The organism is Gordonia sp. (in: high G+C Gram-positive bacteria) (assembly GCF_047600565.1).
GTDB lineage: Bacteria > Actinomycetota > Actinomycetes > Mycobacteriales > Mycobacteriaceae > Gordonia.
On record NZ_JASGKN010000001.1, the window covers coordinates 665,036 to 690,447 of the forward strand.

General features: G+C 68.4%; 24 protein-coding genes and 1 pseudogene. 22 read left to right on the top strand and 3 right to left on the bottom strand.

Annotated elements, in window-relative coordinates; translation table 11 throughout:
• Positions 1-10 precede the first annotated feature (10 nt).
• Complete coding sequence (truB, locus tag QM774_RS03220) at positions 11-910, top strand: tRNA pseudouridine(55) synthase TruB (protein WP_414974511.1); 900 nt, start codon at positions 11-13, stop codon at positions 908-910.
• A 35-nt stretch (positions 911-945) separates the two neighbouring features.
• On the opposite strand, the gene QM774_RS03225 is transcribed toward truB, so the two are convergent.
• Positions 946-1,629 (bottom strand): metal-dependent transcriptional regulator, encoded by a 684-nt coding sequence (locus QM774_RS03225; RefSeq protein ID WP_414974512.1) that lies wholly within the window; start codon positions 1,627-1,629, stop codon positions 946-948.
• A 56-nt stretch (positions 1,630-1,685) separates the two neighbouring features.
• Between QM774_RS03225 and QM774_RS03230 the strand changes: the two genes are divergently transcribed.
• The 4 genes from QM774_RS03230 to QM774_RS03245 all read left to right on the top strand — a co-directional run bounded on the left by QM774_RS03230 (position 1,686) and on the right by QM774_RS03245 (position 6,220).
• Positions 1,686-2,651 (top strand): bifunctional riboflavin kinase/FAD synthetase, encoded by a 966-nt coding sequence (locus tag QM774_RS03230; RefSeq protein WP_414974513.1) that lies wholly within the window; start codon positions 1,686-1,688, stop codon positions 2,649-2,651.
• Between the two features lie 147 nt (positions 2,652-2,798).
• A complete protein-coding gene (gene rpsO / locus QM774_RS03235) occupies positions 2,799-3,068 on the top strand; it encodes a 30S ribosomal protein S15 (protein ID WP_414974514.1) in 270 nt (89 codons plus the stop codon).
• Between the two features lie 190 nt (positions 3,069-3,258).
• The gene (locus tag QM774_RS03240; protein ID WP_414974515.1) at positions 3,259-3,552 is read left to right on the top strand and encodes a GlsB/YeaQ/YmgE family stress response membrane protein; all 294 of its coding nucleotides are present in this window, start codon (positions 3,259-3,261) and stop codon (positions 3,550-3,552) included.
• Positions 3,553-3,940: 388 nt separating this feature from the next.
• Complete coding sequence (locus QM774_RS03245; RefSeq protein ID WP_414974516.1) at positions 3,941-6,220, top strand: polyribonucleotide nucleotidyltransferase; 2,280 nt, start codon at positions 3,941-3,943, stop codon at positions 6,218-6,220.
• A 92-nt stretch (positions 6,221-6,312) separates the two neighbouring features.
• Here the strand turns inward: QM774_RS03245 and QM774_RS03250 are convergent, their stop codons facing one another.
• On the bottom strand, positions 6,313-6,981 hold the full coding sequence (locus QM774_RS03250; RefSeq protein ID WP_414974517.1) for a hypothetical protein: 669 nt from the start codon (positions 6,979-6,981) through the stop codon (positions 6,313-6,315).
• A 168-nt stretch (positions 6,982-7,149) separates the two neighbouring features.
• On the opposite strand from QM774_RS03250, the gene dapB reads away from it, so the two are divergent.
• The 12 genes from dapB (at position 7,150) to QM774_RS03310 (ending at position 16,829) form a co-directional block, all read left to right on the top strand.
• Complete coding sequence (dapB, locus tag QM774_RS03255) at positions 7,150-7,890, top strand: 4-hydroxy-tetrahydrodipicolinate reductase (RefSeq protein ID WP_414976574.1); 741 nt, start codon at positions 7,150-7,152, stop codon at positions 7,888-7,890.
• Positions 7,891-7,895: 5 nt separating this feature from the next.
• Positions 7,896-8,372, top strand: a complete 477-nt coding sequence (locus QM774_RS03260; protein WP_414974518.1) for a hypothetical protein — start codon at positions 7,896-7,898, stop codon at positions 8,370-8,372.
• Complete coding sequence (locus QM774_RS03265; protein WP_414974519.1) at positions 8,369-8,818, top strand: flavodoxin family protein; 450 nt, start codon at positions 8,369-8,371, stop codon at positions 8,816-8,818. The genes QM774_RS03260 and QM774_RS03265 overlap by 4 nt, the downstream gene beginning before the upstream one ends.
• Before the next feature lie 58 nt (positions 8,819-8,876).
• Entirely contained in the window at positions 8,877-9,989 is a 1,113-nt protein-coding gene (locus QM774_RS03270; protein WP_414974520.1) for a phosphatase PAP2 family protein, read from the top strand.
• 34 nt (positions 9,990-10,023) lie between these two features.
• A complete protein-coding gene (locus tag QM774_RS03275; protein ID WP_414974521.1) occupies positions 10,024-10,830 on the top strand; it encodes a thymidylate synthase in 807 nt (268 codons plus the stop codon).
• Between the two features lie 19 nt (positions 10,831-10,849).
• Positions 10,850-11,338, top strand: coding sequence for a dihydrofolate reductase (locus QM774_RS03280; protein ID WP_414974522.1), 489 nt, complete (start codon positions 10,850-10,852; stop codon positions 11,336-11,338).
• A 4-nt stretch (positions 11,339-11,342) separates the two neighbouring features.
• On the top strand, positions 11,343-11,852 hold the full coding sequence (locus tag QM774_RS03285) for a hypothetical protein (protein ID WP_414974523.1): 510 nt from the start codon (positions 11,343-11,345) through the stop codon (positions 11,850-11,852).
• 77 nt (positions 11,853-11,929) lie between these two features.
• A complete protein-coding gene (locus QM774_RS03290; protein ID WP_414974524.1) occupies positions 11,930-13,333 on the top strand; it encodes a DUF222 domain-containing protein in 1,404 nt (467 codons plus the stop codon).
• A 144-nt stretch (positions 13,334-13,477) separates the two neighbouring features.
• Positions 13,478-13,834, top strand: a complete 357-nt coding sequence (locus tag QM774_RS03295) for a hypothetical protein (protein WP_414974525.1) — start codon at positions 13,478-13,480, stop codon at positions 13,832-13,834.
• On the top strand, positions 13,827-15,053 hold the full coding sequence (locus tag QM774_RS03300; RefSeq protein WP_414974526.1) for a CaiB/BaiF CoA transferase family protein: 1,227 nt from the start codon (positions 13,827-13,829) through the stop codon (positions 15,051-15,053). Before QM774_RS03295 ends, QM774_RS03300 begins: the two co-directional genes overlap by 8 nt.
• The gene (locus QM774_RS03305) at positions 15,050-15,973 is read left to right on the top strand and encodes a hydroxymethylglutaryl-CoA lyase (protein WP_414974527.1); all 924 of its coding nucleotides are present in this window, start codon (positions 15,050-15,052) and stop codon (positions 15,971-15,973) included. The genes QM774_RS03300 and QM774_RS03305 overlap by 4 nt, the downstream gene beginning before the upstream one ends.
• Before the next feature lie 58 nt (positions 15,974-16,031).
• Positions 16,032-16,829: an HAD-IIB family hydrolase gene (locus QM774_RS03310; protein WP_414974528.1), complete on the top strand. Its 798-nt coding sequence runs from the start codon at positions 16,032-16,034 to the stop codon at positions 16,827-16,829.
• 10 nt (positions 16,830-16,839) lie between these two features.
• Here the strand turns inward: QM774_RS03310 and QM774_RS03315 are convergent, their stop codons facing one another.
• Entirely contained in the window at positions 16,840-17,646 is an 807-nt protein-coding gene (locus QM774_RS03315) for a tyrosine-protein phosphatase (protein WP_414974529.1), read from the bottom strand.
• Between the two features lie 144 nt (positions 17,647-17,790).
• Here QM774_RS03315 and thyX point away from each other — a divergent pair, with 144 nt between their 5' ends.
• The 5 genes and pseudogenes from thyX to QM774_RS03340 all read left to right on the top strand — a co-directional run bounded on the left by thyX (position 17,791) and on the right by QM774_RS03340 (position 25,391).
• A complete protein-coding gene (gene thyX, locus QM774_RS03320) occupies positions 17,791-18,540 on the top strand; it encodes an FAD-dependent thymidylate synthase (protein ID WP_414974530.1) in 750 nt (249 codons plus the stop codon).
• A 52-nt stretch (positions 18,541-18,592) separates the two neighbouring features.
• A pseudogene (gene dapA, locus QM774_RS03325) lies at positions 18,593-19,499 on the top strand (4-hydroxy-tetrahydrodipicolinate synthase).
• Positions 19,499-21,481 carry a ribonuclease J gene (locus QM774_RS03330; RefSeq protein ID WP_414974531.1) on the top strand — a complete coding sequence of 661 codons (1,983 nt, stop codon included), beginning with the start codon at positions 19,499-19,501 and terminating at the stop codon, positions 21,479-21,481. Before dapA ends, QM774_RS03330 begins: the two are co-directional and overlap by 1 nt.
• Before the next feature lie 98 nt (positions 21,482-21,579).
• Positions 21,580-22,545, top strand: a complete 966-nt coding sequence (locus QM774_RS03335; RefSeq protein ID WP_414974532.1) for an IS481 family transposase — start codon at positions 21,580-21,582, stop codon at positions 22,543-22,545.
• A gap of 80 nt (positions 22,546-22,625) precedes the next feature.
• The gene (locus tag QM774_RS03340) at positions 22,626-25,391 is read left to right on the top strand and encodes a DNA translocase FtsK 4TM domain-containing protein (RefSeq protein WP_414974533.1); all 2,766 of its coding nucleotides are present in this window, start codon (positions 22,626-22,628) and stop codon (positions 25,389-25,391) included.
• Positions 25,392-25,412: the final 21 nt, after the last annotated feature.

Here is a 25,412-nt window from a genome sequence, read left to right on the forward strand (position 1 = left end):
GGATCGACGCATGGCCGATTCCTCCATCGAGAACGCCGGGCTCCTCGTCATCGACAAGGCCGCCGGCATGACCAGCCACGACGTGGTGTCCCGGTGCCGCAAAGCCGTCGACACCCGGCGTGTGGGTCACGCCGGCACCCTCGACCCGATGGCCACCGGTGTCCTGGTGATCGGTATCGAACGCGCCACCAAACTGCTGGGCCTGCTGTCACTGACCACCAAGTCGTACACCGCCACGGTGCGCCTGGGCGTGTCGACGAGCACCGACGACGCCGAGGGCGAGACCCTGGAGACCGCCGACGCCTCCGCGATCACCGACGAGCAGATCGCCGCCGGCGTGGTGGACCTGACCGGCGACCTTCAGCAGATCCCGGCCAAGGTCAGCGCCATCAAGGTCGACGGCCGCCGGGCTCACGCCCTGGTGCGCGACGGTGCCGAGTTCGAGCTCAAGTCCCGGCCGGTGACCGTGCATCGCTTCGACGTCACCGACATCCGCCGTGCCGGGCCGACGATCGACCTGGACGTCGAGGTGGACTGCTCGTCGGGCACCTACATCCGGTCGCTGGCGCGCGACCTCGGTGCCGCCCTCGGCGTCGGCGGACATCTCACGGCGCTGCGCCGCACCGCAGTCGGCCCCTTCACCCTCGAGCAGGCCCGGACCCTGGATGCCGTGATCGCCGACCCGGCGGTGAGCCTGGGCATCGACGAAGCCGCGAAACTCTGCTTTCCACTCCGCGAGATCAGCGACGACGAGGCCGAATCGATCAGTCAGGGCCGCTGGCTCGACCCGATCGGGATGGCCGGAATCTACACGGTGGTCGATCCGCGAGGCAGGGCCATCGCACTCGTCCAGGAGAAGGGCCGGCGCGCCGCCTCGGTGATGGTGGTCCGGCCCGCGACGCTGCGTTGACGGACGACCGCTGACGGCAGGCCCGGGTCTCGCGTTCAGCCGCGGTCGAGGAAGATCGCCCGGGACGCCACGTCGCCGAGGTGGATCAGTTCACCGTCGTCCACGCACACCGAGATGGTGCCGGCGAACGGGCGCTTCTCGACCACCGACACGGTGCGATCCAGGTCGACGCCGATCTCCTGGAAATATCGCAGCATCTCCGGATCGTCATCGGAGATACGGGTGATGGTGCCGGCCTCGCCGACGTCCAGATCCGCAAGCTGCTCCGACCCGGCCCGCGGCACCTGGCCGTCCGCCGAGGGGATCGGATCGCCGTGCGGGTCGCGTTGCGGGAACCCGAGCTTGGCGTCGATATGCGCCATCAGCCGATCGGAGACGGCGTGCTCGAGCACCTCGGCCTCCTCGTGCACCTCGTCCCATCCGTAGCCGAGCTCACGCACCAGGAACGTCTCGAGCAGGCGGTGACGGCGCACCATGCCCACGGCGGCCTCACGGCCCTCCTCGGTGAGGGTCACCGAGCCGTAGCGCTCGTGATCGACCAGGCCCTGATCCGCCAGTTTCCGGATGCCCTCCGACGCCGTCGACGGCGAGACGCCGAGCTTGTCGGCCAGCAGTTTGGTGGTCACCTTGGTGTCGGACCACTCCTGACTGGTCCAGATCACCTTGAGGTAGTCCTGGGTGACCGACGTCAGGTCTCCGACAGGGCGTGAATGGGGCATAGGTCGAGCTTACAAGGCGCCGGGAGGGAACCCGTCAGGCCGAGTAGGCTTGACGCGTGTTGCGTTGGCGAGGGTTGGATGATGTGCCGCCGGGCTGGGGGCGATGCGTCGTCACCATCGGCGTCTTCGACGGTGTGCATCGCGGGCACGCGCAGTTGATCACGGCGGCCACCCAGGCCGCCGCCGAGCGCGGAGTCCCATCGGTCCTGATGACCTTCGATCCCCACCCCTCCGAAGTGGTCCGGCCCGGCTCGCACCCGCCGATGCTGTCCACGCTGCGCCGTCGTGCCGACCTGGCCCAGGAGATGGGCATCGACGTCTTCTGCGTCATCCCGTTCACACAGCAGCTGTCGTCGTGGTCGCCCGAAGAGTTCGTCCACAAAGTGCTGGTCGAAGAACTCCATGCCGCCGAAGTGGTGGTCGGCGACAACTTCACCTTCGGTCACAAGGCCGCCGGCAACGTCGAGAAGCTGCGCGAGCTGGGGGACCGGTTCGGGTTCGAGGTCACCGCGATCTCGCTGTTCGGCGAACACGCGGTCACCTTCTCGTCCACCTACATCCGCTCCTGCATCGCCGCCGGTGACGTCGAACTGGCCGCCGAAGCCCTCGGCCGGCCGCACCGGGTCGAAGGCGTCGTGGTGCACGGTGAACGACGCGGCCGCGATCTCGGCTATCCGACCGCCAACATCGCCGCACCCGCCAACTCGGCCATTCCCGGCGACGGGGTCTACGCCGCCTGGTTCACGATCCTCAAAGGCGGCACCGAGCCGGAGGGCATGACGATCGGCGAGCGATATCCGGCCGCCGTCTCGGTGGGCACCAATCCGACGTTCTCCGGACGGAACCGGACGGTCGAGGCGTACGTCCTGGACGTCGACACCGATCTGTACGGCCATCACGTGGCCGTCGACTTCGTGGCACGGCTACGCGGCATGGAGACCTACGACAGCATCGACGACCTGGTGACCGCGATCGGCGACGACGTCGACCGCACGCGCACCATCCTGGCCGGCGAGGACTGACGGCCGCCGGCGGATTTCGCCGCAGCCGCTCCCCGCTGGTAACCTCGTCCTCTGGCGATCGCTGCAGTCCGTGGTGGCGCGCCCTCCCCGGTGGGGAGCCCGGAATCCGGGACCGACGACACGGCACTGAAACAAGGAGAATCACGCATGTCGCTGACTGCTGATCAGAAGAAGACCATTCTCGCCGAGTACGGCATCCACGAGACCGACACCGGTTCGCCCGAGGCCCAGGTGGCGCTGCTGACCAAGCGCATCACCGACCTCACCGAGCACCTCAAGCAGCACAAGCACGACCACCACAGCCGTCGCGGTCTGCTGCTGCTGGTCGGCCGTCGCCGCCGTCTGCTCAAGTACCTGGCCGACGTCGACATCAACCGCTACCGCTCGCTGATCGAGCGCCTCGGCCTGCGTCGCTGACCTTCCCTTTCCGTCGAGAGCCGCCCCGCCATCCGGTGGGGCGGCTCTCGTCGTCAGATACCCGACGGCGCCCGGCCGATTCCGGATCGTCGCCGTGCGCTTGGCCAAAACGGGGGAATCGGTCATCGGAAGGTGTCAGGCTGTCAAGTATCCCGACAGTCGGGACACCATGTTTCGAAGGGGAACGACGATGACTACGCACGTACTCGCGGTAGAGCTCACCACGTCGGTCGGCTGGATCGCCTATCTGTTCATCGGTGCCATCGCAGGCTGGATCGCGGGCACCATCATGCGCGGCGGGGGAGCCGGAATCCTGTGGAACATCGTCATCGGCATCGTCGGTGCGCTGGTCGGCGGATTCCTGCTGAGCCTGTTCGGCGTGGACGTCAAGGGTGGCGGTTGGTGGTTCACCCTGTTCACGGCGGTCCTCGGTGCAGTGATCCTGCTGGGAATCCTGGGATTCGTCACCAAGAAGAAGGTCTAGACCTCCTCGGACGTCTCCACGGCGGCCACCGCACCGTTCCGGTGCGGTGGCCGTCGTCGTTCGCCACGCCGCCGCGCTGACGCCGGTCAGGCGGTGTCCGGGGCGGTCGGTGTTAGACTGACGACGGATGATGCACTGATCACGGTGCGTCCGAGGTGTTACCAGACCGGTCCTCGGTAATGGCAGCCGGAATCCCGATGAGCCTTTCGCTCTCGTTCCGGCCGCTTTGATCGAAGGCCGTCTCTCCGCCGCGCAGGTGCGCGGCGCACCGTCGGCCGTTCCCCGCAGCAGTTCATCGTTCGCAGACTCGCGCACCCGCGCCGGTCTGCCGCTGCATATCCGCAGGTGCGCGAGTGCGTCCTGCGCAACGAAAGGGATTTTTCAATCCATGACTGATGTCAATGACGACTTCGACGACGCGATCACCGAAGTCTCCTGTGTGATCGACAACGGCTCGTTCGGCAAGCGGACCATCCGCTTCGAGACCGGCCGTCTGGCCCTGCAGGCCGCGGGCGCCGTCGTCGCCTACCTCGACGAGGGCACCATGATCCTCTCGACCACCACCGCGTCCAAGCATCCGAAGGAGCACTTCGACTTCTTCCCGCTGACCGTGGACGTCGAGGAGCGCATGTACGCCGCGGGCCGTATCCCCGGCTCGTTCTTCCGTCGCGAGGGCCGCCCGTCCACCGACGCGATCCTCACCTGCCGTCTGATCGACCGTCCGCTGCGTCCGTCGTTCGTCGACGGCCTGCGCAACGAGATCCAGGTGGTCGAGACCATCCTGTCGCTCGACCCGAACGACCTGTACGACGTCGTGGCCATCAACGCCGCGTCCGCGTCCACGCAGATCGCCGGTCTGCCGTTCTCCGGCCCGGTCGGCGGCGTGCGCGTCGCCCTGATCACCTCGGACGACAACAAGGCCGGCCAGTGGGTCGCCTTCCCGACCGTCGACCAGCTCGAGAACGCCCTCTTCGACATGGTCGTCGCCGGCCGCGTCGTCTCGGGTTCGGGCAAGGATGCCGACGTTGCGATCATGATGGTCGAGGCCGAGGCCACCGAGAACGTCCTCGAGCTCATCGAGGGCGGTGCCACCGCGCCGAGCGAGGCCATCGTCGCCGAAGGCCTCGAGGCCGCCAAGCCGTTCATCGCGCAGCTCTGTGAGGCGCAGAAGCAGCTGGCCGCCGCGGCCTCCAAGGAGACCCGCGACTTCCCGCTGTTCCCGGCCTACCAGGACGACGCCTACAAGGCCGTCGCCGACTACGCCACCGACCGTCTCAACGAGGCGCTGTCGATCGCGGACAAGCAGGACCGCGACAACGCCACCGACGAGCTCAAGGCCGACATGCTCGACGCCCTGGGCGACAAGTTCGAGGGCCGCGAGGGTGAACTGGGCGCCGCCTACCGTTCGCTCACCAAGAGCCTGGTCCGCAAGCGGATCCTGACCGATCACTTCCGTATCGACGGTCGCGGCATCACCGACATCCGGTCGCTGTCGGCCGAGGTCGGCGTGATTCCGCGCGCCCACGGCAGTGCCCTGTTCGAGCGCGGCGAGACCCAGATCCTGGGTGTCACCACCCTCGACATGGTCAAGATGGCGCAGAGCATCGACTCGCTCGGCCCAGAGACCAGCAAGCGGTACATGCACCACTACAACTTCCCGCCGTACTCGACCGGTGAGACCGGTCGCGTCGGTTCGCCGAAGCGCCGCGAGATCGGCCACGGCGCGCTCGCCGAGCGTGCCCTGGTGCCGGTGCTGCCGAGCGTCGAGGAGTTCCCGTACGCGATCCGTCAGGTCTCCGAGGCCCTCGGCTCCAACGGTTCCACCTCGATGGGCTCGGTGTGCGCCTCCACCATGTCGATGCTGAACGCCGGTGTGCCGCTCAAGGCCCCGGTCGCCGGTATCGCCATGGGCCTGGTGTCCGACGAGGTCACCATCGACGGCAAGTCGGAGACCCGCTACGTCGCCCTCACCGACATCCTCGGCGCCGAGGATGCGTTCGGTGACATGGACTTCAAGGTCGCCGGCACCAAGGACTTCGTGACGGCTCTGCAGCTGGACACCAAGCTCGACGGCATCCCCTCCGAGGTTCTCGCCGGTGCGCTCAGCCAGGCCAAGCAGGCCCGTCTGACCATTCTGGACGTCATGGCCGAGGCCATCGACGAGCCGGACGAGATGAGCCCGTACGCTCCGCGGATCACCACCATCAAGATTCCGATGGACAAGATCGGCGAGCTGATCGGCCCCAAGGGCAAGACGATCAACGGCATCACCGAGGACACCGGCGCCAACATCTCGATCGAGGACGACGGCACCGTGTTCATCGGCGCCTCGGACGGCGAGTCGGCACAGGCCGCCATCGACGCGGTCAACGCGATCGCCAACCCGCAGCTGCCGAAGGTCGGCGAGCGCTTCCTGGGCACCGTGGTCAAGACCGCGGCGTTCGGCGCGTTCGTGTCGCTGCTGCCGGGCCGCGACGGTCTGATCCACATCTCGAAGCTGGGCAACGGCAAGCGGATCGGCAAGGTCGAGGACGTGGTGAACGTCGGCGACAAGATCCAGGTCGAGATCGCCGACATCGACGAGCGCGGCAAGATCAGCCTGGTTCCGGTGCGCGACGACGCCCCGGCCAAGGCCGACGACAAGGACGAGGAGAAGGCGGACGCCTGATCCCGACCTCTCGTCGCAGAGCTGAAACGGCCCGCGACCCCCTCGGGGGTCGCGGGCCGTTTCGTGTTCGCGGGGCTCCTGGCCGGCGGTGACTACTGGCCGGCGGCGGCCGCGAAGTAGGCCTTGCTGACGTTCTTCACGGTCGGAGCCGGCAGTTGGGCGTCGGCGCTGCCGACCTTGCCCACCTTGACGGTCCAGGCGTCCTTGCTGGTGTCGACGGCGCTCGCATCCGAGGCGCCCTGGAGGACGGCGAGATCCTCGTTCCCGGCGCCGAGACAGCCGTACACCGGCATCGCCTGGTCGGCGCCGACACCCCAGCCGCCGCCGTGCCGAAGCACGCACTGCGTGCCGTCGTCGAGCTGGACGGCCCACGGCTGCGCCTTGTCGGGCTTGCCGACGGCCGGCAGGTCGACGGTGGTCGTCATGGTGCGCAGCGTCGGGGTGAACGGGTCCTCGGCACACAGCAGCGTGCGGGCGTCGGCACCCTTCCAGCAGACGTTGGCGTGCATCGCGACCGGATCGCACGAGTAGACCCCGGCGGTGGTCGCCGAGTCGCTGGGGGTGCCGGCACTGCAGTCGACCTGACCGGCCGGGTCGGGGGAGACGGTCCAGCCGTCCTGTGGGGCACCCTGTGCGTTCACCGCCGTGACGGTCACCTGCTCGGTCTTCTCGCCGGAGCCGGAGGAGCCGGAGTCGGCGGCGCAGCCGGTCACCAGCAGGAACAGTGCGGCCACCGGGAGGGCCTTGAGTACGGACTTCACGTCGTCGCCTTTCGGTCGGGGGACCTCAGGCTAGCCGTCCGTCACACCACTGTGGACGGTTTCCGCCGTTCGTCTCACCCGGCGGCGACCGCGCACCGCCGTCCGTCGGGGGCCTTCTAGACTGGATGGCAGACGCGTCAACGTGGAGAGAAGAGGGCAATGAGCGGCATTCGTACCGGTGTGCTGGGAAGCAACGGCAAGGTCGGCCAGGCGATCGTCGCGGGCGTGCAGGCCTCCGGCGACACCGAGTTCACCGTGGGCGTCGACCGGGACGACCCGCTGTCGGCGTTCGTCGACTCCGATACCCAGGTGGTCGTGGACTTCACCCACCCCGACGTGGTGATGGACAACCTGAAGTTCCTGATCGACAACGGGATCAATGCGGTCGTCGGCACCACCGGATTCACCGAGGAACGCCTCGACCAGGTGCGCGGCTGGCTCGCCGCCAAGCCGGAGGTCGGTGTGCTGATCGCCCCCAACTTCGCGATCGGCGCCGTGCTGTCGATGCATTTCGCACAGCAGGCCGCCCGGTTCTTCGACTCCGTCGAAGTGATCGAACTCCACCACCCGCAGAAGGCCGACGCCCCGTCGGGCACCGCCGGCCGCACCGCGCAGCTGATCGCCGCTGCACGGAAGGAAGCCGGCTGCGCCCCCATGCCCGACGCCACCTCGACGGGACTCGAGGGCGCCCGCGGCGCCGACGTCGACGGCGTGCACGTGCACTCGATTCGCGTGTCGGGACTCGTCGCCCACCAGGAGGTGCTGTTCGGCACGCTCGGCGAGACGCTCACCATCCGGCACGACTCGATGGACCGCACCTCGTTCATTCCGGGCGTGCTGCTGGGCGTCCGGGAGATCGCCGGCCGACCGGGTCTGACCATCGGCCTCGAGAACTTCATGGACCTGTAGACCCTATGGCACAGAAGAAGGACGCCCGGCCGATCGTCTGGATGATCGTCTTCCTGGTCGTCGCGATCATCGTCTACAGCCTGCTGCTCGTGCGTGCCGCCATCCGGCTCATCGAGGCGGGGGGAGTGGTCGGCATCGGTCTCGGCGTCGGCGTCCTCATCCTGCCGCTGCTGGGTGTCTGGATGATCGTGCAGACCCTCCGCTCCGGCATCGAACATCAGCGGATGGCTGCGGACGTCGCCGACCTGGGCCGGGAGCTCGACGTCGACGATCTGCCGCGCCGGCCGTCCGGGCGGATCGAACCCGACGCCGCCGATGCGCTGTTCGCCCAGGTGAAGCAGGAATGGGAGGCCGACCCCACCGACTGGGTCAGCACCTACCGGATCGCCCGCGCCTACGACTACGCCGGTGACCGGGGCCGTGCTCGCCAGATGATGAAGCGCGCGAGCGAGCAGTACCGCGAGGCGAAAGCGGCGTCATGAGGCTGCTGATCGTCCACCACACGCCGTCACCGCACTGCCAGGCGATGTTCGAGGCGGTGGTGTCCGGCGCGACCGACCCCGACATCGAGGGCGTCGAGGTGGTGCGCCGCGCGGCGCTCTCGGTCAGCGCCACCGACTTCCTGGAGGCCGACGGCTATCTCCTCGGAACCCCGGTGAACCTGGGCTATCTGAGTGGGGCCCTCAAACACGCCTTCGACACGAGCTACTACCAGATCCTCGACTCGACCCGGGGGCGCCCGTTCGGTGCGTACCTGCACGGCAACGAAGGCACCGAAGGCGCCGAACGTGCACTGACGTCCATCACCACCGGGCTCGGCTGGACCAAGGCCGCCGACTACGTGATCGTGTCCAACAAGCCCGGAAAGTCCGAGCTTGAGATGTGCTGGGACCTCGGCGCCACCGTCGCCGCGTCGTTGATGGGCTGACTAGAGTCGGTGCGATGAAAGCGCTCGTGGTTGTTCTGACCGTCACCGGCCGACCCGCGTGACCCGGCCCGACGACGCCGCCCCGGACGACACCGCCCTGGACACCGAGGGTGCGGATCGCGCGGCCGGCGACATCGAGATCGTCGACGAGACCAACCGGCGCCTGGTATGGGTCCGCCGCGGGCTGCTGGCGGTGTGGGCGATCGCCGTCGCCGTCGACGTCACCCGCAACGGCATCGTGTTCGACCGCACCCGGCTGATCCTCTACCTGGCCATCGGGATGGCCGTCGCGGTCATCGGACGGCGCCGGCTGATCACGGTGATCATCGACTGGCTGCCGTTCGTGCTGATCCTCATGCTCTACGACTGGACCCGGAACGCGGCCGTCTGGCTGAACATGCCGACGCAGTGGCACCTCAGCCCCGGCGTCGACCACTGGCTGTTCGGGACCAACCCCACCGTCTGGCTGCAATCGCACCTCAAACAGGCGAAGCCGCCCTGGTGGGAAGTGATCATCAGCGTCGTCTACATGTCGTACTTCATCGTTCCGTACGCGACCGCGGCGTTCCTCTGGGTGCGCAACCGTGCCGTATGGCGCCGGTTCGCGATCTGCTTCCTGTCCGCCAGCTTCCTCGGACTGGTCGTCTACACGCTCGTGCCCGCCGCACCGCCGTGGGCGGCGGCCAAGTGCACCGCCGCCGACGTGGCGACCCACCCGCACGAACCGGCCTGCATGGACCGGCCGCCGCACGCCGTACCGGACAACCTGCTCGGTCCCGTCGAGCCGCACCACCCGGGTGCCGCCCCCTACGTCGAACGCATCGCCGGCCGCGGCTGGGACGTCCTGGGAATCCACAAGGCGGCGAAGCTGATCGAGTTCGGCGACAGCAAATCGAACGCGGTCGCGGCCATCCCGTCGCTGCACGCCGGCCTGATCATGCTGCTCGCCCTGTTCATGTGGCCGCGCACCCGCGCACTCGGCAGAACCGTGTTCGTCGGCTACGCGCTGATCATGGCGTTCACGCTGGTGTACGCGGCCGAACACTACGTCTTCGACGTGCTGCTCGGATGGCTGCTCGCCGCCGTCGTCGTCGGCACCGTGACGTGGGTCGACAAGCGGTACATCCAGCCGCGTAAGCGGCCGGTGCCCGGCGCGCAACCCATCGACTGACCGTTCGCGGTCGTCGATCAGTAGACTCGGACCCGTGAGCGAGACCATCCCCACCCCGTACGAGGACCTGCTGAGACTGGTGCTCGAGACGGGGACCCCCAAGTCCGATCGCACCGGCACCGGCACGCGCAGCCTGTTCGGTCACCAGATGCGATTCGATCTCGCCGAAGGCTTCCCGCTCGTCACCACCAAGAAGGTTCACCTCAAGTCCATCGTCTACGAGCTGCTGTGGTTCCTGCGCGGCGACTCGAACGTGCGATGGCTGCAGGACCGCGGCGTCACCATCTGGGACGAATGGGCCGACGAGAACGGCGACCTCGGTCCGGTCTACGGCGTCCAGTGGCGTGCCTGGCCGACCCCGTCCGGCGAGCACGTGGACCAGATCGCCGGTGCCCTCGAACTCCTCACCTCCGATCCGGATTCGCGCCGCAACATCGTGTCGGCCTGGAACGTCGGCGAGATTCCGCAGATGGCGCTTCCGCCGTGCCACGCCTTCTTCCAGTTCTATGTCGCCGACGGCAGACTGTCGTGCCAGCTGTACCAGCGCAGCGCCGACCTGTTCCTCGGTGTGCCGTTCAACATCGCGTCGTACGCCCTGCTCACGCACATGATGGCGCAGCAGGCGGGACTGGAGGTCGGTGAGTTCGTGTGGACCGGCGGCGACTGTCACATCTACGACAACCACGTCGATCAGGTCCGCGAACAGCTGTCCCGCGACCCGTATCCGTACCCGCGGCTCGCACTGCGCAAGGCCGATTCGATCTTCGACTACGACTACGACGACGTCGAGGTGGTCGGCTACCAGTCGCATCCGGCGATCAAGGCGCCGGTCGCCGTCTGAGGCGGCGGAGGAGACACTCATGACGATCGCACTCGTGTGGGCCCAGGATCGGGTCGGCGCCATCGGGCGCGACAACACCATCCCGTGGCACGTGCCCGAAGACATGGCGCGCTTCAAGGAGGTCACCGGCGGCGGCACCGTGATCATGGGGCGGAAGACGTGGGAGTCGCTGCCGGAGAACTTCCGGCCGCTGCCGGGACGACGCAACATCGTGCTCACCCGATCCGCCGGCTTCACCGCGGACGGGGCCGAGGTGGCCACCAGCCTCGAGGATGCCCTCGACCTCGTGGGCCGGGTCGCCGCGATCATCGGCGGCAGCCAGATCTACACCGCCGCCATGGAGCACGCGACGCAGCTGCGCGTCACCGAGATCGACATGCTCGTCGACGGCGCCGACGCGTTCGCCCCGGTGATCGATCCCGAGTCGTGGGAGGCCGCCGACGTCACCGACTGGCAGTACTCGCGCACCGGCACCCTGTACCGCTTCATCGACTACCGCCGGCGCTGACCGGGTGGACGTCTACGGAGCCTGGGGAGCGGTCCTGCCGGACCGGAGCCGAGGGCAGCTGGCCGTCGCCGGCGACGACGGCCGGTTCGCGGTTCTGCACCGGGTCGACGACGGCGAGTGGGAGACGATCGCCGAGGCGTACGACGAGGAGTCGGCGAAGCGCGCCGCCGACCTGATCGCCAGGCTGGCCGCCATGCCCGAACACCTGCGGATCGGCGGTGACGGGATCCTCACCGGCCTCGACACCGACCATCCCGGCGTCGAATGGGTGGTGCCGACCGAGGTGGTCGCCGACGCCGATCCGATCGTCCGCCTCACCGGTCCCGGCACCGACCGGTTGTGGGTGGTGCCGAGCACGGACGGCGACGTCCTCGGTCTGCTCAATCCCGACGGCGACCCCCGTGAGATCGCGGAGTTCGTCTCGGCGGCCGCCGCCGACGCCTTCATCGCCATGGTCGACGCACTGCTCGCGATCTCCGGAAGCCGGGGATTCACCGAAGCATCCGGCGGTTGAGGCTCTGAACCGTTCTTGTCGTACCCCCGGCGTAGCCTTGCAGGTAGATCAAACACCAGTTCTACTCCGGAGGGGTCATGGCGACGATACACCGCATGTGGCGCGACGCCGACCTGTCTTCGCTCGGCGTCGCTCCGGTCTCGGCGGATGCACCTGACCACATCGCGGTGGAGGACGGACTGGCGAGTGTCGTCGCGATCCGGGCCGGTGAGGGCTTCCTCAAGTGGCAGCAGCTCCAGAACATCGCCGACATGATCGACGCGAAACGGTCGATCGCGGTCGAGTCCGCGGTCGACGAGTTCGCCCGGTTCCTGGATCCGGTCAAGCAGGTCGCCGCCAGTGTCGCCACAGCGCTGCATGTGGGGCAGGACGCGGGGGAGACACTGGTGGACAGGGCCGACGCGATCCGCAACCGGCTCCCGAACACCGGACTCCTGCTGCGGGACGGTGTGATCGCCTGCACCGCGTTCGGTACGGCGGTCGTCGAGACCGCCGCCATCGTGGAGCCCGGACTGCTGGCCGAAGCCGATCGTGAGATCGCCGACCGGCTCCGCTCCTCCGGTGACGTCGGCTACTTCGGGGTGCAGAGGACGGCCAGGGCCGTCGTCACGACCCTGGACGCGGAGGCCGCCCGCGATGCCCGAGAACGGGCGAAGAAGACCCGCGGCATCCGCGTCTGGCCGGCGGGCGAAGGCCTGGCGACCCTCGCCATCACCAACACCGTGGAGAACATCGCCCTGAGTAAAGCCGCGATCGAGGCGAAGGAAGAACACGACAGGAAAGCCGACACCGCCACGGACTCCGGCGCCGAGGGCGACGCCGACACGCGCACCAAGGACGAGCGGCTCGCGGATGCGGCGGTCGCGCTGATCGCCGACCCGGACGTCGAACACACCGGTGCCCGGGTGGTGGTGCACGTGATCGCCGACGGCTCGACCCTCGACGGTGGGGACCGGCCCGGGCATCTCGAAGGCCACGGGGCGATCGACGCGGCGCACGTCCGCGACATCGCCGCGCGGCCCGGCACCCTGGTCCGTCCACTCGACCTCACGCAGCTGAGACGGGGTTCCGCGCAGGCGGGCAATCCCTACCGCCCGACGGCACTACTCGACACCGTGGTCCGTGGACTCTTCGGGGGCTGCTCCTGGCCGGGCTGCACCCGACCCGCCGCCGCCTGCGAACTCGATCATGTGACCGAATGGAATGCGGACGACCCGGACGCCGGCGGACCGACCTGCCTGTGCAACCTGAACCCGAAATGCACGTTCCATCACCTGCTGAAGACCTTCGGCGAAGGCTGGATCGACGACCAGATCATCGACGCCGACGGAACCGTGTGGACCGAAGTCACCACGCCGGAAGGACACACGGTGAGGTCGAAGGCCCGCAACACCTGGCTGCTCCCGGATGCGGGACTCGTCCCGTGCGGGCACCCTCCACCCACCCGCCCGGAGAGGTGGACACGACCACCGAACCGGTGAGAAGACAGTCGAGAACGGAAGCCAAACACGCGTACCGGCGGCGCCTGCGCGCCCACAACCGCCGCGCACGACACCCCGTACCCGCCGACCTCGACGACGGCGGACCACCACCGTTCTGACGCGGCTCGCACTATCCTGAAAAGCGTGAACACCTTCCAGAAGGTCGCGAAACAGATCAACCGGGTGACGACGCCGCTGCTGTCCGCGCCCGTGGTCGGTCCACTGCTGGGCAAGTCGATGGCCGAGATCACCTACACCGGCCGCAAGAGCGGCAAGACGTTCCACCTGGTCGTCAACTACAAGCGCAAAGCCGACGACGAGATCCTGGTCGGCGTCGCCGCCGCCGACCAGAAGACCTGGTGGCGCAACTTCTATCCCGACCCGGCGCCCATCCTCATCAAGCTCGACGGCGTCGACCGGGCCGGGACCGCCGTCGCCAAACGCACCGACAAAGGCACCGGTGTGCGGATCATCCTGCAGCCCGAAGGCCTCGATGGCTGACGCCGCCCCGACCACGCCGGGCGGCCGCCGTCTCCCACTCGACGGCGTACGGGTCCTGGAACTCGGCAACTACATCGCCGCCCCGACCACCGGCCGGCTGCTGGCCGACTTCGGTGCCGAAGTCATCAAGATCGAGCGCGACACCGGCGACGAACTGCGGAACTGGCGGCTGTACGCCGGCGACACGTCCATGCTCTTCCACACCATCAACCGCAACAAGAAGTCGATGGTGCTGGATCTGCGGACCGAGGAAGGCCGCGACGACGTGCGACGCCTCGCGTCCCGCTGCGACGTGGTGCTGGAGAACTTCCGGCCCGGAACCCTCGAGAAATGGGGTCTGAGCCCGGAAGAACTGAGCCGCGACAATCCCGACCTCGTGTTCGTGCGGATCTCCGCCTTCGGCCAGACCGGCCCGTACTCGCAGCGCCCCGGCTTCGCCGCCGTCGCGGAAGCCTACGGCGGATTCCGCGAGCTGATCGGCGACCCCGACCGTCCACCGGTGCGCACCGGTGTCTCCATCGGCGACTCGATCGCCGGACTCTACGGTGCGTTCGGCGCGGTCATGGCCCTCTACGACGGGCTGCGGCGCCGAGACGCCTCCGACGAGCCGCTGCCGCTGGAGGACCGGATCGTCGACGTCGCCCTCCACGAAGCCATCTTCTCGATGATGGAGTCACTCGTACCCGACCTCGGCGCCTACGGTGTGCGGCGGGAACGGACCGGCGGCCGCATGCAGGGCATCGCCCCGTCGAACGCCTACACCTGCTCGGACGGCTTCTCAGTGGTGATCTCCGGCAACGCCGACGCGATCTTCGGTCGCTACATGCGGGCCATCGGCCGCGACGACCTCGCCGACGATCCCGGACTCGCCGACAACGACGGGCGCTGGGACCGCCGCGACGAACTCGACCGTGCCATCGGGGAGTGGACCGCCGCCCGCACCCGCGACGACGTCCTGCACGCCATGGAGCAGGCCGGGGTACCGGCCGGACCCATCTACACCGCGGCCGACATCGTGGCGGATCCGCAGTATGCGGCCCGGAACATGATCCAGGAGTTCGACGTCGACGCCGGCGGCGAGGCGCCCAGCCGTGTCGGATTCCCCGGCATCGTGCCGGTCCTCGGCGACGCATCACTGCCGATCAGGACCCTCGGCCCGGAGATCGGCGAACACACCGACGAGATCCGCCGCGGACTCCTCTCCGAGGACGGCCGGTGACGGCGCTACCCGACGTCGTGCTGCGTGACGTCACCCTCCGTGACGGACTGCAACTGACCGGCAAGACCCTTGACGCCGGTGACCGGGCACGACTCGCGCGCACCCTGCTGGCGCTGGGCATTCCGGAACTCGAGATCGGCTCGATGGCCCGCCCGGACCTGGTGCCGCCGATGGCCGGCAGCCTCGACGTGGTGGCCGCGCTGACGCCCGACGAACTCGACCGTTGCTGGATATGGGTCGCCACGCCGCGGCACGTCGAGAAGGCGGCCGCCGCCGGCGCACGCAACTTCCAGTACTGCTTCTCGGTCTCCGACGCCCACAACAAGGCCAACATCGGCCGGCTCACCGACGACAGCCTCGCCGCACTCCCGGAGGCGGTGGCTCACGCGCGCGCCGTCGGCGGCCGCGTGCAGCTCACACTGGCCACCGCGTTCACCTGCCCGTTCGACGGCCCCGTCGATCCGGCGCGGGTCCTGGACATCGTCGGGGATCCGCGCACCGACGGCACCTGCGACGTCGTCCTCGCCGACACCCTCGGCCAGGCCGCGCCCGGCCAGGTGGCCGACCTGTTCACCGCCGTGCGGCCGGTCGCCGGCGACCGCCGACTCGGATTCCACGGTCACGACACCTGGGGTCAGGGAGTCGCGAACTCGCTGGCCGCAGCGGCGGCCGGCGCCGTCGTCGTCGACGGCGCCCTCGGCGGTCTGGGCGGCTGCCCGTTCGCGCCGGGCGCCAGCGGCAACACCGCCACCGAAGACCTGCTGTTCGCGACCCGGCCGTCCTATCTCACCCCGGACGTCCTCGCCCGCGTCGTCACCGCCGGGGAACACCTGCTCGCCGAACTCGGGGAGCCGTCACGCTCGCGGACCGCGCAGGGCGTCCACTCCGAGGCGCAGGCGTTCCCCTGGGTGATGCGCTGACCGTCGTCCGACGGCGCGGACCGCGTTGTCGGTGCGGGCTGCCAGTAAGCTGACCGCCATGGCTGATGGACTGACCCACGACGGCAAGACCTACAAGCTCGTCATGTTCGATCTGGACGACACGCTGGCGCCGTCCAAGACGCAGATGAGCGACGAGATGGTCGGCCTCTTCCGCGACATGCTCTCCCAGGCGATGGGCTGCATCATCTCCGGCGGCCAGTTCGGACAGTTCCAGGCACAGGTCCTCGACCGTCTCGGCGAGTTCGACGACCGCGACAACCTGCACCTGATGCCGACCAACGGCACCCGCTACATCAGATGGGACGCCACCGATGCCGACGGAGCCGAGTCCGATGGCGCCTGGATCACCGTCTACGCCGAAGACCTGTCCGACGACCAGAAGGCCCGGGCGATGGCCGTCGTCGAGGAGGGCGCCAAGGAACTCGGGCTCTGGGAGTCGGAGACCTGGGGCCCGATCCTCGAAGACCGGGGCAGCCAGGTGACGTTCAGCGCGCTCGGTCAGGCCGCCCCCGTCGACGCGAAGGCCGCCTGGGACCCGGACGGCCGCAAGAAGGAGGCGCTGCGCGCCTACGCGGCGCAGCGCCTGCCCGACCTGGAGGTCCGCAGCGGTGGATCGACGTCGGTCGACATCACCGCCAAAGGCATCGACAAGGCGTACGGCGCCCGCCGGCTCATGGAGATCCTCGGCCTGACCACCGATGACATCCTGTTCTTCGGTGACCGCCTCGACGAGGGCGGCAACGACCGCCCGGTCATGGAGCTGGGCATCGACTCCATCCCGGTGCACGGGTGGGAGGACACCTACACCAAGCTGTCGGCCATCGTTCGCGGCTGACCGCGAACGATCAGCCGAGCAGGTTGCTGCGCAGCGTGTTCAGATCGTTCGGGGTCAGCTTCAGGCCCTTGGTCAGGTAGTTGGTGAACGTCCCGTAGTGCTTGCGCACCTCGCTGTAGGAGCGGTTCAGGTACGCGGCCTGCACGCCGTCCAGGGGATTCTGCGGGTTCGCATGCCGGTAGTGGTTGCTGGCCAGGAAGTCGGCCTTGATGGTGGCGTCGTCCACCCCGAGAGTCTTCAGGATGATGACCGTCAGCCATCCGGTCCGGTCCTTGCCGGCCGAGCAGTGGTACAGCGGCGTGTGACCGGCCTTCAGTGAGATGTCGATGTTCAGGATCGCCGTGCGGAACTGGTCGCGCGCCTGCTTGTCGGTGACGAACGAGGCGTAGGCCTGCGGCAGATCGACCAGCTGCACCGGCGGCACGCCGCCCAGGATGTCGGCACCCACCCAGCGGGTGCCGGCGATCGGCAGATCCTTCTGCACGGTGCGTTCGGCCGCAGTGCGCAGATCGATGATGGCGCCCAGCTTGCGCGCCTTCAGCTTCTTCTTGTCGGCGGCGGTGATCTTCGACAGATTGTCCGACCGCAGGATGCGGTTGTTCACGACCCGGCCGTCGGTGGTCCGGTAGCCGGCCAGCACCCGGGTGTTCGTGGTGCCGGACAGACCGATCTCGCGGCCGGGGACGATCACGCCGGCGCCGGGAGAAACGGTCGAGGAGGGCGCGGCGATCACCGGTGCGGCGGTGACGGGCGCGAGGAGGACGGCGGCGCCGAGCGAGGCGGCCGCGAGACGCTGGGTCAGTGTCGGGTTCTTCACGGGACGTGATGGTAGAGCAGAACCGTGAACGCCGCGCTGTTTGCGCTCGTCATGGGCGTAGGGGCTGATCATCGACGGTCCGGGGCGGTGGGGAAGAATGGGCCGGGAGATCCGCAGCCCGTGATTCGAGGAAGGTGGCGTGCCGTGTCCGAGCTGGTGCCCCTGAAGGTGCAACTGATCGCGTCGACGCAGTTCACCCCGCCGGACGTCCCATGGACGACCGACGCCGACGGCGGGGAGGCGCTCATCGAGTTCGCCGGCCGTGCCTGCTACGAGAGCTGGGACAAACCGAATCCGCGCACCGCCACCAACGCCGGCTACCTGCGTCACGTTCTGGAAGTCGGTCACACGTCGCTGTTCGAGCACGCCAACGCGACGTTCTACATCACCGGCATCTCGCGGTCCTGCACCCACGAACTGATCCGCCACCGCCACTTCTCCTATTCGCAGCTGTCCCAGCGCTTCGTCCCCGAACACGACTTCGATGTGGTCGCCCCGCCCGCGATCCGTGGAGACCGCGAGCTGGAAGAGCTGTTCACGCAGGCCACCGACAGCAGCCGGCAGGCGTACTCGGAGCTGCTCGACAAGCTGGAGGAGAAGTTCGAAGGCGTGCCGAACGCCATCCTGCGGCGCAAACAGGCACGGCAGGCCGCGCGTTCGGTGCTGCCGAACGCCACCGAGACGAAGATCGTGGTGACCGGCAACTACCGGGCCTGGCGGCACTTCATCGGCATGAGGGCCACCGAACACGCCGACGTCGAGATCCGCGAGCTGGCCGTCGAATGCCTGCGCCAGCTCACCGAACTCGCTCCGACGGCGTTTGGAGACTTCGAGATCGGCGAGCTCGCCGACGGTTCGCAGGTCGCCACGTCGCCGTACGTGTTCGAAGGCTGACCGTCCCGGGTGACGGCTGGGCGGCGAGCCCCGGTGCGGTAGCCTCATCTGCATGAATTCGGCAGTGTCTGCGAGCCCCGCGGCTCCCTTCGGAACCGTCTCCGTCGCCATGGTGACCCCGTTCGATGCCGAACGGGAAGCTGGACCTGGACAAGGCCGCCGAACTGGCGACGCATTTCGTCGACAACGGCTGCGACGGTCTGGTCGTCTCGGGCACCACCGGCGAGTCGCCGACCACCTCCGCGCAGGAGAAGAACGACCTGCTCCGCGCCGTCCTCGACGCGGTCGGTGACCGGGCCCGGATCGTCCAGGGCGCCGGCAGCTACGATACCGCCGAAACCATCGAACGGTGCAAGGAGGCGGCCGAGATCGGCGCCCATGGTCTGCTGATCGTGACCCCGTACTACTCGCGGCCTCCGCAGGCCGGTCTGCTCGCGCACTTCCGGGCCGTCGCCGACGCCACCGACCTGCCCGTCATGCTCTACGACATTCCGCCGCGTTCGGTGGTGCCGATCGAGACCGACACGATCATCGCGCTGGCCGAGCACCCGAACATCAAGGCCGTCAAGGACGCGAAGGCCGACCTCGTGGAGGGCTCGCGGATCATGGCACAGACCGATCTGCAGTTCCTGTCCGGCGACGACGGACTGAACCTGCCGTGGCTGTCGGTCGGCGCGACCGGCTTCGTCAGCGTGATCGGGCACTTCGTGCCGGACCGGCTCGCGGCCCTGCGGGACGCGGTCGGCGCCGGAGACCTCGCCACGGCGCGCGAGATCCACGTGTCGATGATTCCGCTGGTCGACGCCCTCTCCGCGCTCGGCGGTGTGACCATGGTGAAGGCCGGACTGCGCCTGCTCGGGCGCGACGTCGGTGACCCGCGCCTGCCGCAGGTACCGCCGACGGACGATCAGCTCACCACGCTGAAGAGTCTGCTCGACGCGGCCGGGGTGATCGCCTGATGACCGGCCCGGAGCAGCCGCGCCGCCGCCGGGCGGCTCGCCGTCCCGCCGGCGCCCCCGCCCCTGTCGTCGAGAATCCTGTCGTCGAGAGTCCTGTCGTCGAGAATCCCGTCGTCGACAAGCCCGTCGTCGACAAGCCCGACACTCCTGTCGCGGAGCCGTCGCCCGCCAAGAAGCGCCGCAAGCGGAGCAAGGGCAAGAAGTCCGGTGACGGTGCGGCCTCCGGAGGCCAGTCGGTCGGCGGCCTGGACAAGGCCACCGGTTCCGGTGTCACCGGTGACGTGATCGATCGCCTGCCCGCACCGGGTGCTCTCCCCAAGGGCGGCATGCGGATCGTCGCCCTCGGCGGCATCAGCGAGGTCGGCCGCAACATGACGGTCTTCGAGTACGACGGACGCCTGCTGATCGTGGACTGCGGTGTGCTGTTCCCCGAAGACCAGCAGCCCGGCGTCGACCTGATCCTCCCGGACTTCCGGCTGATCGAGGACCGCGTCGACGACATCGACGCCATCGTTCTGACGCACGGTCACGAAGACCACATCGGCGCCCTGCCGTTCCTGCTGCGCATGCGTCAGGACATCCCCGTCGTCGGCGCGCGCTTCACGCTGGCGCTGGTCGAGGCGAAGTGCCGCGAGCATCGTCTGCGGCCCAAGCTGATCCAGGTCTCCGAGGGGGAGCGCAACACCTACGGGAAGTTCGACCTCGAGTTCTTCGCCGTCAACCACTCCATCCCGGATGCGCTGGCCGTCGCGATCCGCACCGACGCCGGTGTCGTGCTGCACACCGGTGACATCAAGCTCGACCAGCTGCCGCTGGACCACCGCCTCACCGACCTGGGCGGTTTCAACCGGCTCGGCGACGAGGGAGTGGACCTGTTCCTGGTCGACTCGACCAACGCCGAGGTCCCCGGTTTCGTGACTCCCGAGCGGGAGATCGGCGCGGTCCTGGACACGGTGATCGGCAAGGCCCGCCAGCGCGTGATCGTCGCCTCGTTCGCCAGCCACGTGCACCGCATCCAGCAGATCGTGGATGTGGCTCAGCGCCACAACCGCCGGGTCACCTTCGTCGGCCGGTCCATGGTCCGCAACATGCAGATCGCACAGGATCTGGGCTACCTGCACGTCCCCGAGGGCGTGGTGGTGGACATGGACACCGCGGCCACCCTGCCGGATCATCGCGTCGTGCTGATCACCACCGGATCCCAGGGCGAACCCCTGGCTGCCCTGTCACGGATGTCGCGCGGCGAACATCGTCAGATCAACATCCGGGCCGACGACCTCGTGGTGCTCGCCTCGTCGCTGATCCCCGGCAACGAGAACTCGGTGTTCGCGGTGGTGAACGGTCTCGCCAAGCGGGGCGCGACGGTCATCACGCAGGCCAGCGCCAAGGTGCACGTGTCCGGTCACGCCTCGGCCGGCGAGCTGCTGTATCTCTACAACGCCGTCCGCCCGTCGAACGTGATGCCGGTGCACGGAGAGTGGCGCCACCTGCGGGCCAACGCCGCACTGGCCGAGGCCACCGGTGTCCCGAGCGATCGGATCGTGCTCGCGGAGAACGGCGTGGTGGTCGACCTGATCGACGGGCGCGCCCGCATCACCGGCCGGGTGCCGATCGGCGAGGTGTACGTGGACGGTCTCTCGGTCGGTGACGTCGGGGAATCGACGCTCTCGGACCGACTGGTGCTGGGGGAGGGCGGCTTCATCGCGATCACCGTCGCCGTCGACGAGCACACCGGCCGTGCCACCGGGCGCCCGCAGATCAACGGCCGCGGTTTCTCCGAGGATCCGGATGCGCTGTCCGAGGCCGCGGAACTGGTCGACAAGACCCTCGAGGAGCTCGCGAACGAGGGCATCACCGACGCCCATCGCATCGCGCAGGCCATCCGCCGGGTCGTCGGCCGTTGGGTGGCGCAGACCTATCGCCGCCGCCCGATGATCGTTCCCACGGTCATCGAGGTGGACGGTCCGGGCCGGGACGACTAGGTGTTCTTCCCCGGGACGTTGTGAACGTGTGAGGTAGGCGAAGGCCTCCGGGCAGGATTTGGGTTACCACAACTCAGTTCCACACCACGGAGGCCTTCGTGACTCACGCTAATGCACCCTTGACCCCCGAGGGGCGTCGTCGTCTTGCTGTTCTGATCGTCGAGGACGGTTGGCCGTTGCGGCGAGCTGCTGAACGATTCCAGTGCTCACCATCGACTGCTAAGCGATGGGCTGATCGGTATCGGGCCGGCCTGCCACTGACTGATCGATCATCGCGTCCGCGGCGCTGTCCGCAACGAATCTCCCGCAGGCTCGAACGCCGGATCATCGGGTTGCGGTTCACTCGCCGCTGGGGTCCACACCGGATCGCCTATCACCTGCAGATCGCCCGTTCGACCGTCGGGCGGGTCCTGGCCCGCTACCAGATGCCGCTGCTGGCGCACCTGGACCAGGCGACCGGGTTGGCCGTACGCAAGCCTGCACCACACCGGTATGAGGTCGATGAGCCCGGTCAGCTCGTGCACGTCGACATCAAGAAACTCGGCAGGATCCCTGATGGTGGTGGTCATCGCATGCTCGGGCGCACGATCGGCAACCGCAACAACGGTAGGAAGGGCCGCGGGTACGCGTTCTTGCACCACGCGGTCGATGACCATTCCCGGCTGGCTTACAGCGAGATCCTCGACGACGAACGCAAAGAGACCGCCGCCGGATTCTGGCTACGGGCCAAGACGTTCTTCGCCGCCAACGGGATCATCGTGACCGCGGTGATGACCGACAACGGTTCCTGCTACCGCTCGACACTGTTCAACAAAACCCTCGGCGAGAAGACCACGCACCGGTACACGCGCCCGTACCGGCCGCAAACTAACGGCAAAGTCGAACGATTCAACCGCACACTGGCCACCGAATGGGCCTACGCCCACATCTACTCAAGCGAGGAAGCCCGCGCAGCAACCTACGTCGACTGGCTTCATCACTACAATCATCACCGACCCCATACCGGCATCGGAGGCCAAGTCCCCGCCGACCGCGTTCCCAACCTCACGGGGAAGAACAACTAGGTCACGACTTCATCACGCCGCAGACCTCCCGCGTGTTGCGTATGTGACTGATGTGACGTAAAGGCACTAGGCTGAGAGCCATGGCTTCTCAGGCAAGCACGCGTAGCCGCACGTCCGCGACCTCTCGGGGCGGCGCCCCGCGTTCGCGCACCGCACCCTCCGGGGGATCGTCGAACCGTCGACAGACCACCGGCGCGACCGGGCTCACGCGCGCTCAGGCTCCGCGAGCGAACACCCGGTCCCAGGAGATCCACCACGCCCCGTCGCCGATCGGCTCGGTCGGCCGTGGGGTCGGTCGTGGCGTCGCCGGAATCTGGAACCTGACCGCACGCGGACTCGGCACCGTCGCTCGCGTCGGCGTGAAGGCCGAGGTGGACCCGGAGAATCCCGAGTACCTGCTCGAGCCCGAGCGCCGCCCTGGCCGTGACGGCGCCGGACTGGCCCTGACCCTCCTGGCCGGACTCATCGCGGCGGGCGTCTGGTTCGCCGCACCGGCCGCCGTCGGCGCCTTCGTCGACACGATCGCCCGCTGGTGCGTCGGCTCCCTCGCCTACGTGGTGCCGGTGCTCCTGCTGATCGTCGCGGTGGCCCTCATGCGCAAGGCCCCCAACCCCGCACGCCGGCTGCGCAACGTCGGCGGCGGGGTGCTGCTCGGACTCTCGGTGCTCGGTATCGCCCACCTGATGTGCGGCGCACCGCGGTTGTCCGAGGCCCGCGCCCACGCGGCGGGATTCCTCGGCTACGCCGTCGCCGGCCCGATGACCCAGGCGATCACCGTGTGGCTGTCGGTCCCGACACTGGTCGTCGCCGGCCTACTCGGACTGCTGGCCCTGAGCGGTCGCACGCTGCACCAGGTGCTCGACGGCACCGCCTCCTACCTGGGCCTGGGCGCATACGGCCGCCGCGCCTACGACGAATACGCGGACTACGACGACGAGTACGCGGAGTACGACGAGGACGCCGACGGGTACGACGACGGTTTCGATCCGGCCGGCGGATACGCCGACGCCGATGCCGCGATCGACCCGGATGCCGAGCCCGAATGGGGCGACCCGTACGACAACTACCCGCCCGACGAGCGGCGCAGCCCGGCTGCACGCACCGCACGCGCCCGGCTCACCGGCAACGACCGGACCCGCCGACCGGCCCGGCCCACCGCCGGTACCGACCGGGACACGCACATGACCGATCTGATGACCGAGCCCCTGCTCGACACTCCTCTCGAGCAGCAGGTCACCACCGCGATCGGCCCCATCGACCACGATCCGGCCAAGGACGTGGCGGCGACCCGTGCCGTCGGCAAGAAGCCGGCCGCCCCGGCCCGCCGGCGGTCCAACGGCTACCGGCTGCCGTCCACCAAACTGCTCATCAAGGGCGACCCGCCCAAGCGCGGCAGCGCGTCCAACGACGAGATGATCGACCGCATCAACGGCGTGCTCGAGCAGTTCAAGGTCGATGCGGCGGTCACCGGCTACACCCGTGGACCCACCGTCACCCGGTACGAGGTGGAACTCGGCCCGGCGGTGAAGGTCGAGAAGATCACCCAGCTGCAGCGCAACATCGCCTATGCGGTCGCCACCGACAACGTGCGGCTGCTCGCGCCGATCCCGGGCAAGTCCGCGGTCGGCATCGAGGTGCCGAACAGCGACCGCGAGATGGTCCGGCTCGCCGACGTCCTCAACGCGCCGGCGACCCGCAAGGACCAGCATCCGACCCTCATCGGTCTGGGCAAGGACATCGAAGGCGACTTCGTGACCGCGGACCTGGCGAAGATGCCGCACCTGCTGGTGGCCGGTTCCACCGGCTCGGGCAAGTCGAGCTTCGTGAACTCCATGCTGGTGTCGCTGCTGACGCGGGCGACGCCGGACGAGGTCCGGATGATCCTGATCGACCCGAAGATGGTCGAGCTCACCCCGTACGAGGGCATTCCTCACCTGATCACGCCGATCATCACCGAACCCAAGAAGGCGGCCGCCGCGCTCGCCTGGCTGGTCGAGGAGATGGAGCAGCGCTACCAGGACATGAAGGCCTCGCGCGTCCGCCACATCAACGACTTCAACGACAAGGTGCGGTCCGGCGAGATCACCACGCCGCTCGGCTCCGAACGCGTCTACAAGCCGTACCCGTACATCGTCGCCATCGTCGACGAGCTGGCCGACCTGATGATGACGGCGCCGCGTGACGTCGAGGATGCGATCGTCCGCATCACCCAGAAGGCCCGCGCCGCCGGCATCCACCTTGTCCTGGCCACCCAGCGTCCGTCGGTGGACGTGGTGACCGGTCTGATCAAGACCAACGTGCCGTCCCGCCTCGCGTTCGCGACCTCCTCGCTCACCGATTCGCGGGTCATTCTGGACCAGCCGGGCGCCGAGAAGCTGATCGGCATGGGCGACGGACTGTTCCTGCCGATGGGAGCCAACAAGCCCATCCGGCTGCAGGGTGCTTTCATCTCCGACGAGGAGATCAACGCGGTCGTCGAGTTCACCAAGGAACAGGCCGAGCCGGAGTTCGTCGACGGCGTCACCACCGCCAAAGCCGGCGACAAGAAGGAGATCGACGCCGACATCGGCAACGATCTGGACGATCTTCTGCAGGCGATCGAACTCGTCGTCTCCAGCCAGTTCGGTTCGACCTCGATGCTGCAGCGCAAGCTGCGTGTCGGCTTCGCCAAGGCCGGCCGGCTGATGGACCTGATGGAGACCCGCGGCGTGGTCGGCCCCAGCGAGGGCAGCAAGGCCCGCGAAGTGCTGGTCAAGCCGGAGGACCTGGCCGGGGTGATCGCGTCGATCACCGGCGGCGGCACCAGCGGCGCACCCGACGACGTCGACGACGCGGACCCGTTCTGAACCCGGCGGCGCCGGGGGCAG

Excerpts from the sequence above, each read along its gene's own strand:
- truB (WP_414974511.1), top strand. The coding sequence starts at position 11 with ATGGCCGATTCCTCCATCGAGAACGCCGGGCTCCTCGTCATCGACAAG.
- QM774_RS03225 (WP_414974512.1), bottom strand. The coding sequence starts at position 1,629 with ATGCCCCATTCACGCCCTGTCGGAGACCTGACGTCGGTCACCCAGGAC.
- rpsO (WP_414974514.1), top strand. The coding sequence starts at position 2,799 with ATGTCGCTGACTGCTGATCAGAAGAAGACCATTCTCGCCGAGTACGGC.
- QM774_RS03240 (WP_414974515.1), top strand. The coding sequence starts at position 3,259 with ATGACTACGCACGTACTCGCGGTAGAGCTCACCACGTCGGTCGGCTGG.
- QM774_RS03245 (WP_414974516.1), top strand. The coding sequence starts at position 3,941 with ATGACTGATGTCAATGACGACTTCGACGACGCGATCACCGAAGTCTCC.
- QM774_RS03260 (WP_414974518.1), top strand. The coding sequence starts at position 7,896 with ATGGCACAGAAGAAGGACGCCCGGCCGATCGTCTGGATGATCGTCTTC.
- QM774_RS03265 (WP_414974519.1), top strand. The coding sequence starts at position 8,369 with ATGAGGCTGCTGATCGTCCACCACACGCCGTCACCGCACTGCCAGGCG.
- QM774_RS03280 (WP_414974522.1), top strand. The coding sequence starts at position 10,850 with ATGACGATCGCACTCGTGTGGGCCCAGGATCGGGTCGGCGCCATCGGG.
- QM774_RS03290 (WP_414974524.1), top strand. The coding sequence starts at position 11,930 with ATGGCGACGATACACCGCATGTGGCGCGACGCCGACCTGTCTTCGCTC.
- QM774_RS03300 (WP_414974526.1), top strand. The coding sequence starts at position 13,827 with ATGGCTGACGCCGCCCCGACCACGCCGGGCGGCCGCCGTCTCCCACTC.
- QM774_RS03310 (WP_414974528.1), top strand. The coding sequence starts at position 16,032 with ATGGCTGATGGACTGACCCACGACGGCAAGACCTACAAGCTCGTCATG.
- QM774_RS03330 (WP_414974531.1), top strand. The coding sequence starts at position 19,499 with ATGACCGGCCCGGAGCAGCCGCGCCGCCGCCGGGCGGCTCGCCGTCCC.
- QM774_RS03340 (WP_414974533.1), top strand. The coding sequence starts at position 22,626 with ATGGCTTCTCAGGCAAGCACGCGTAGCCGCACGTCCGCGACCTCTCGG.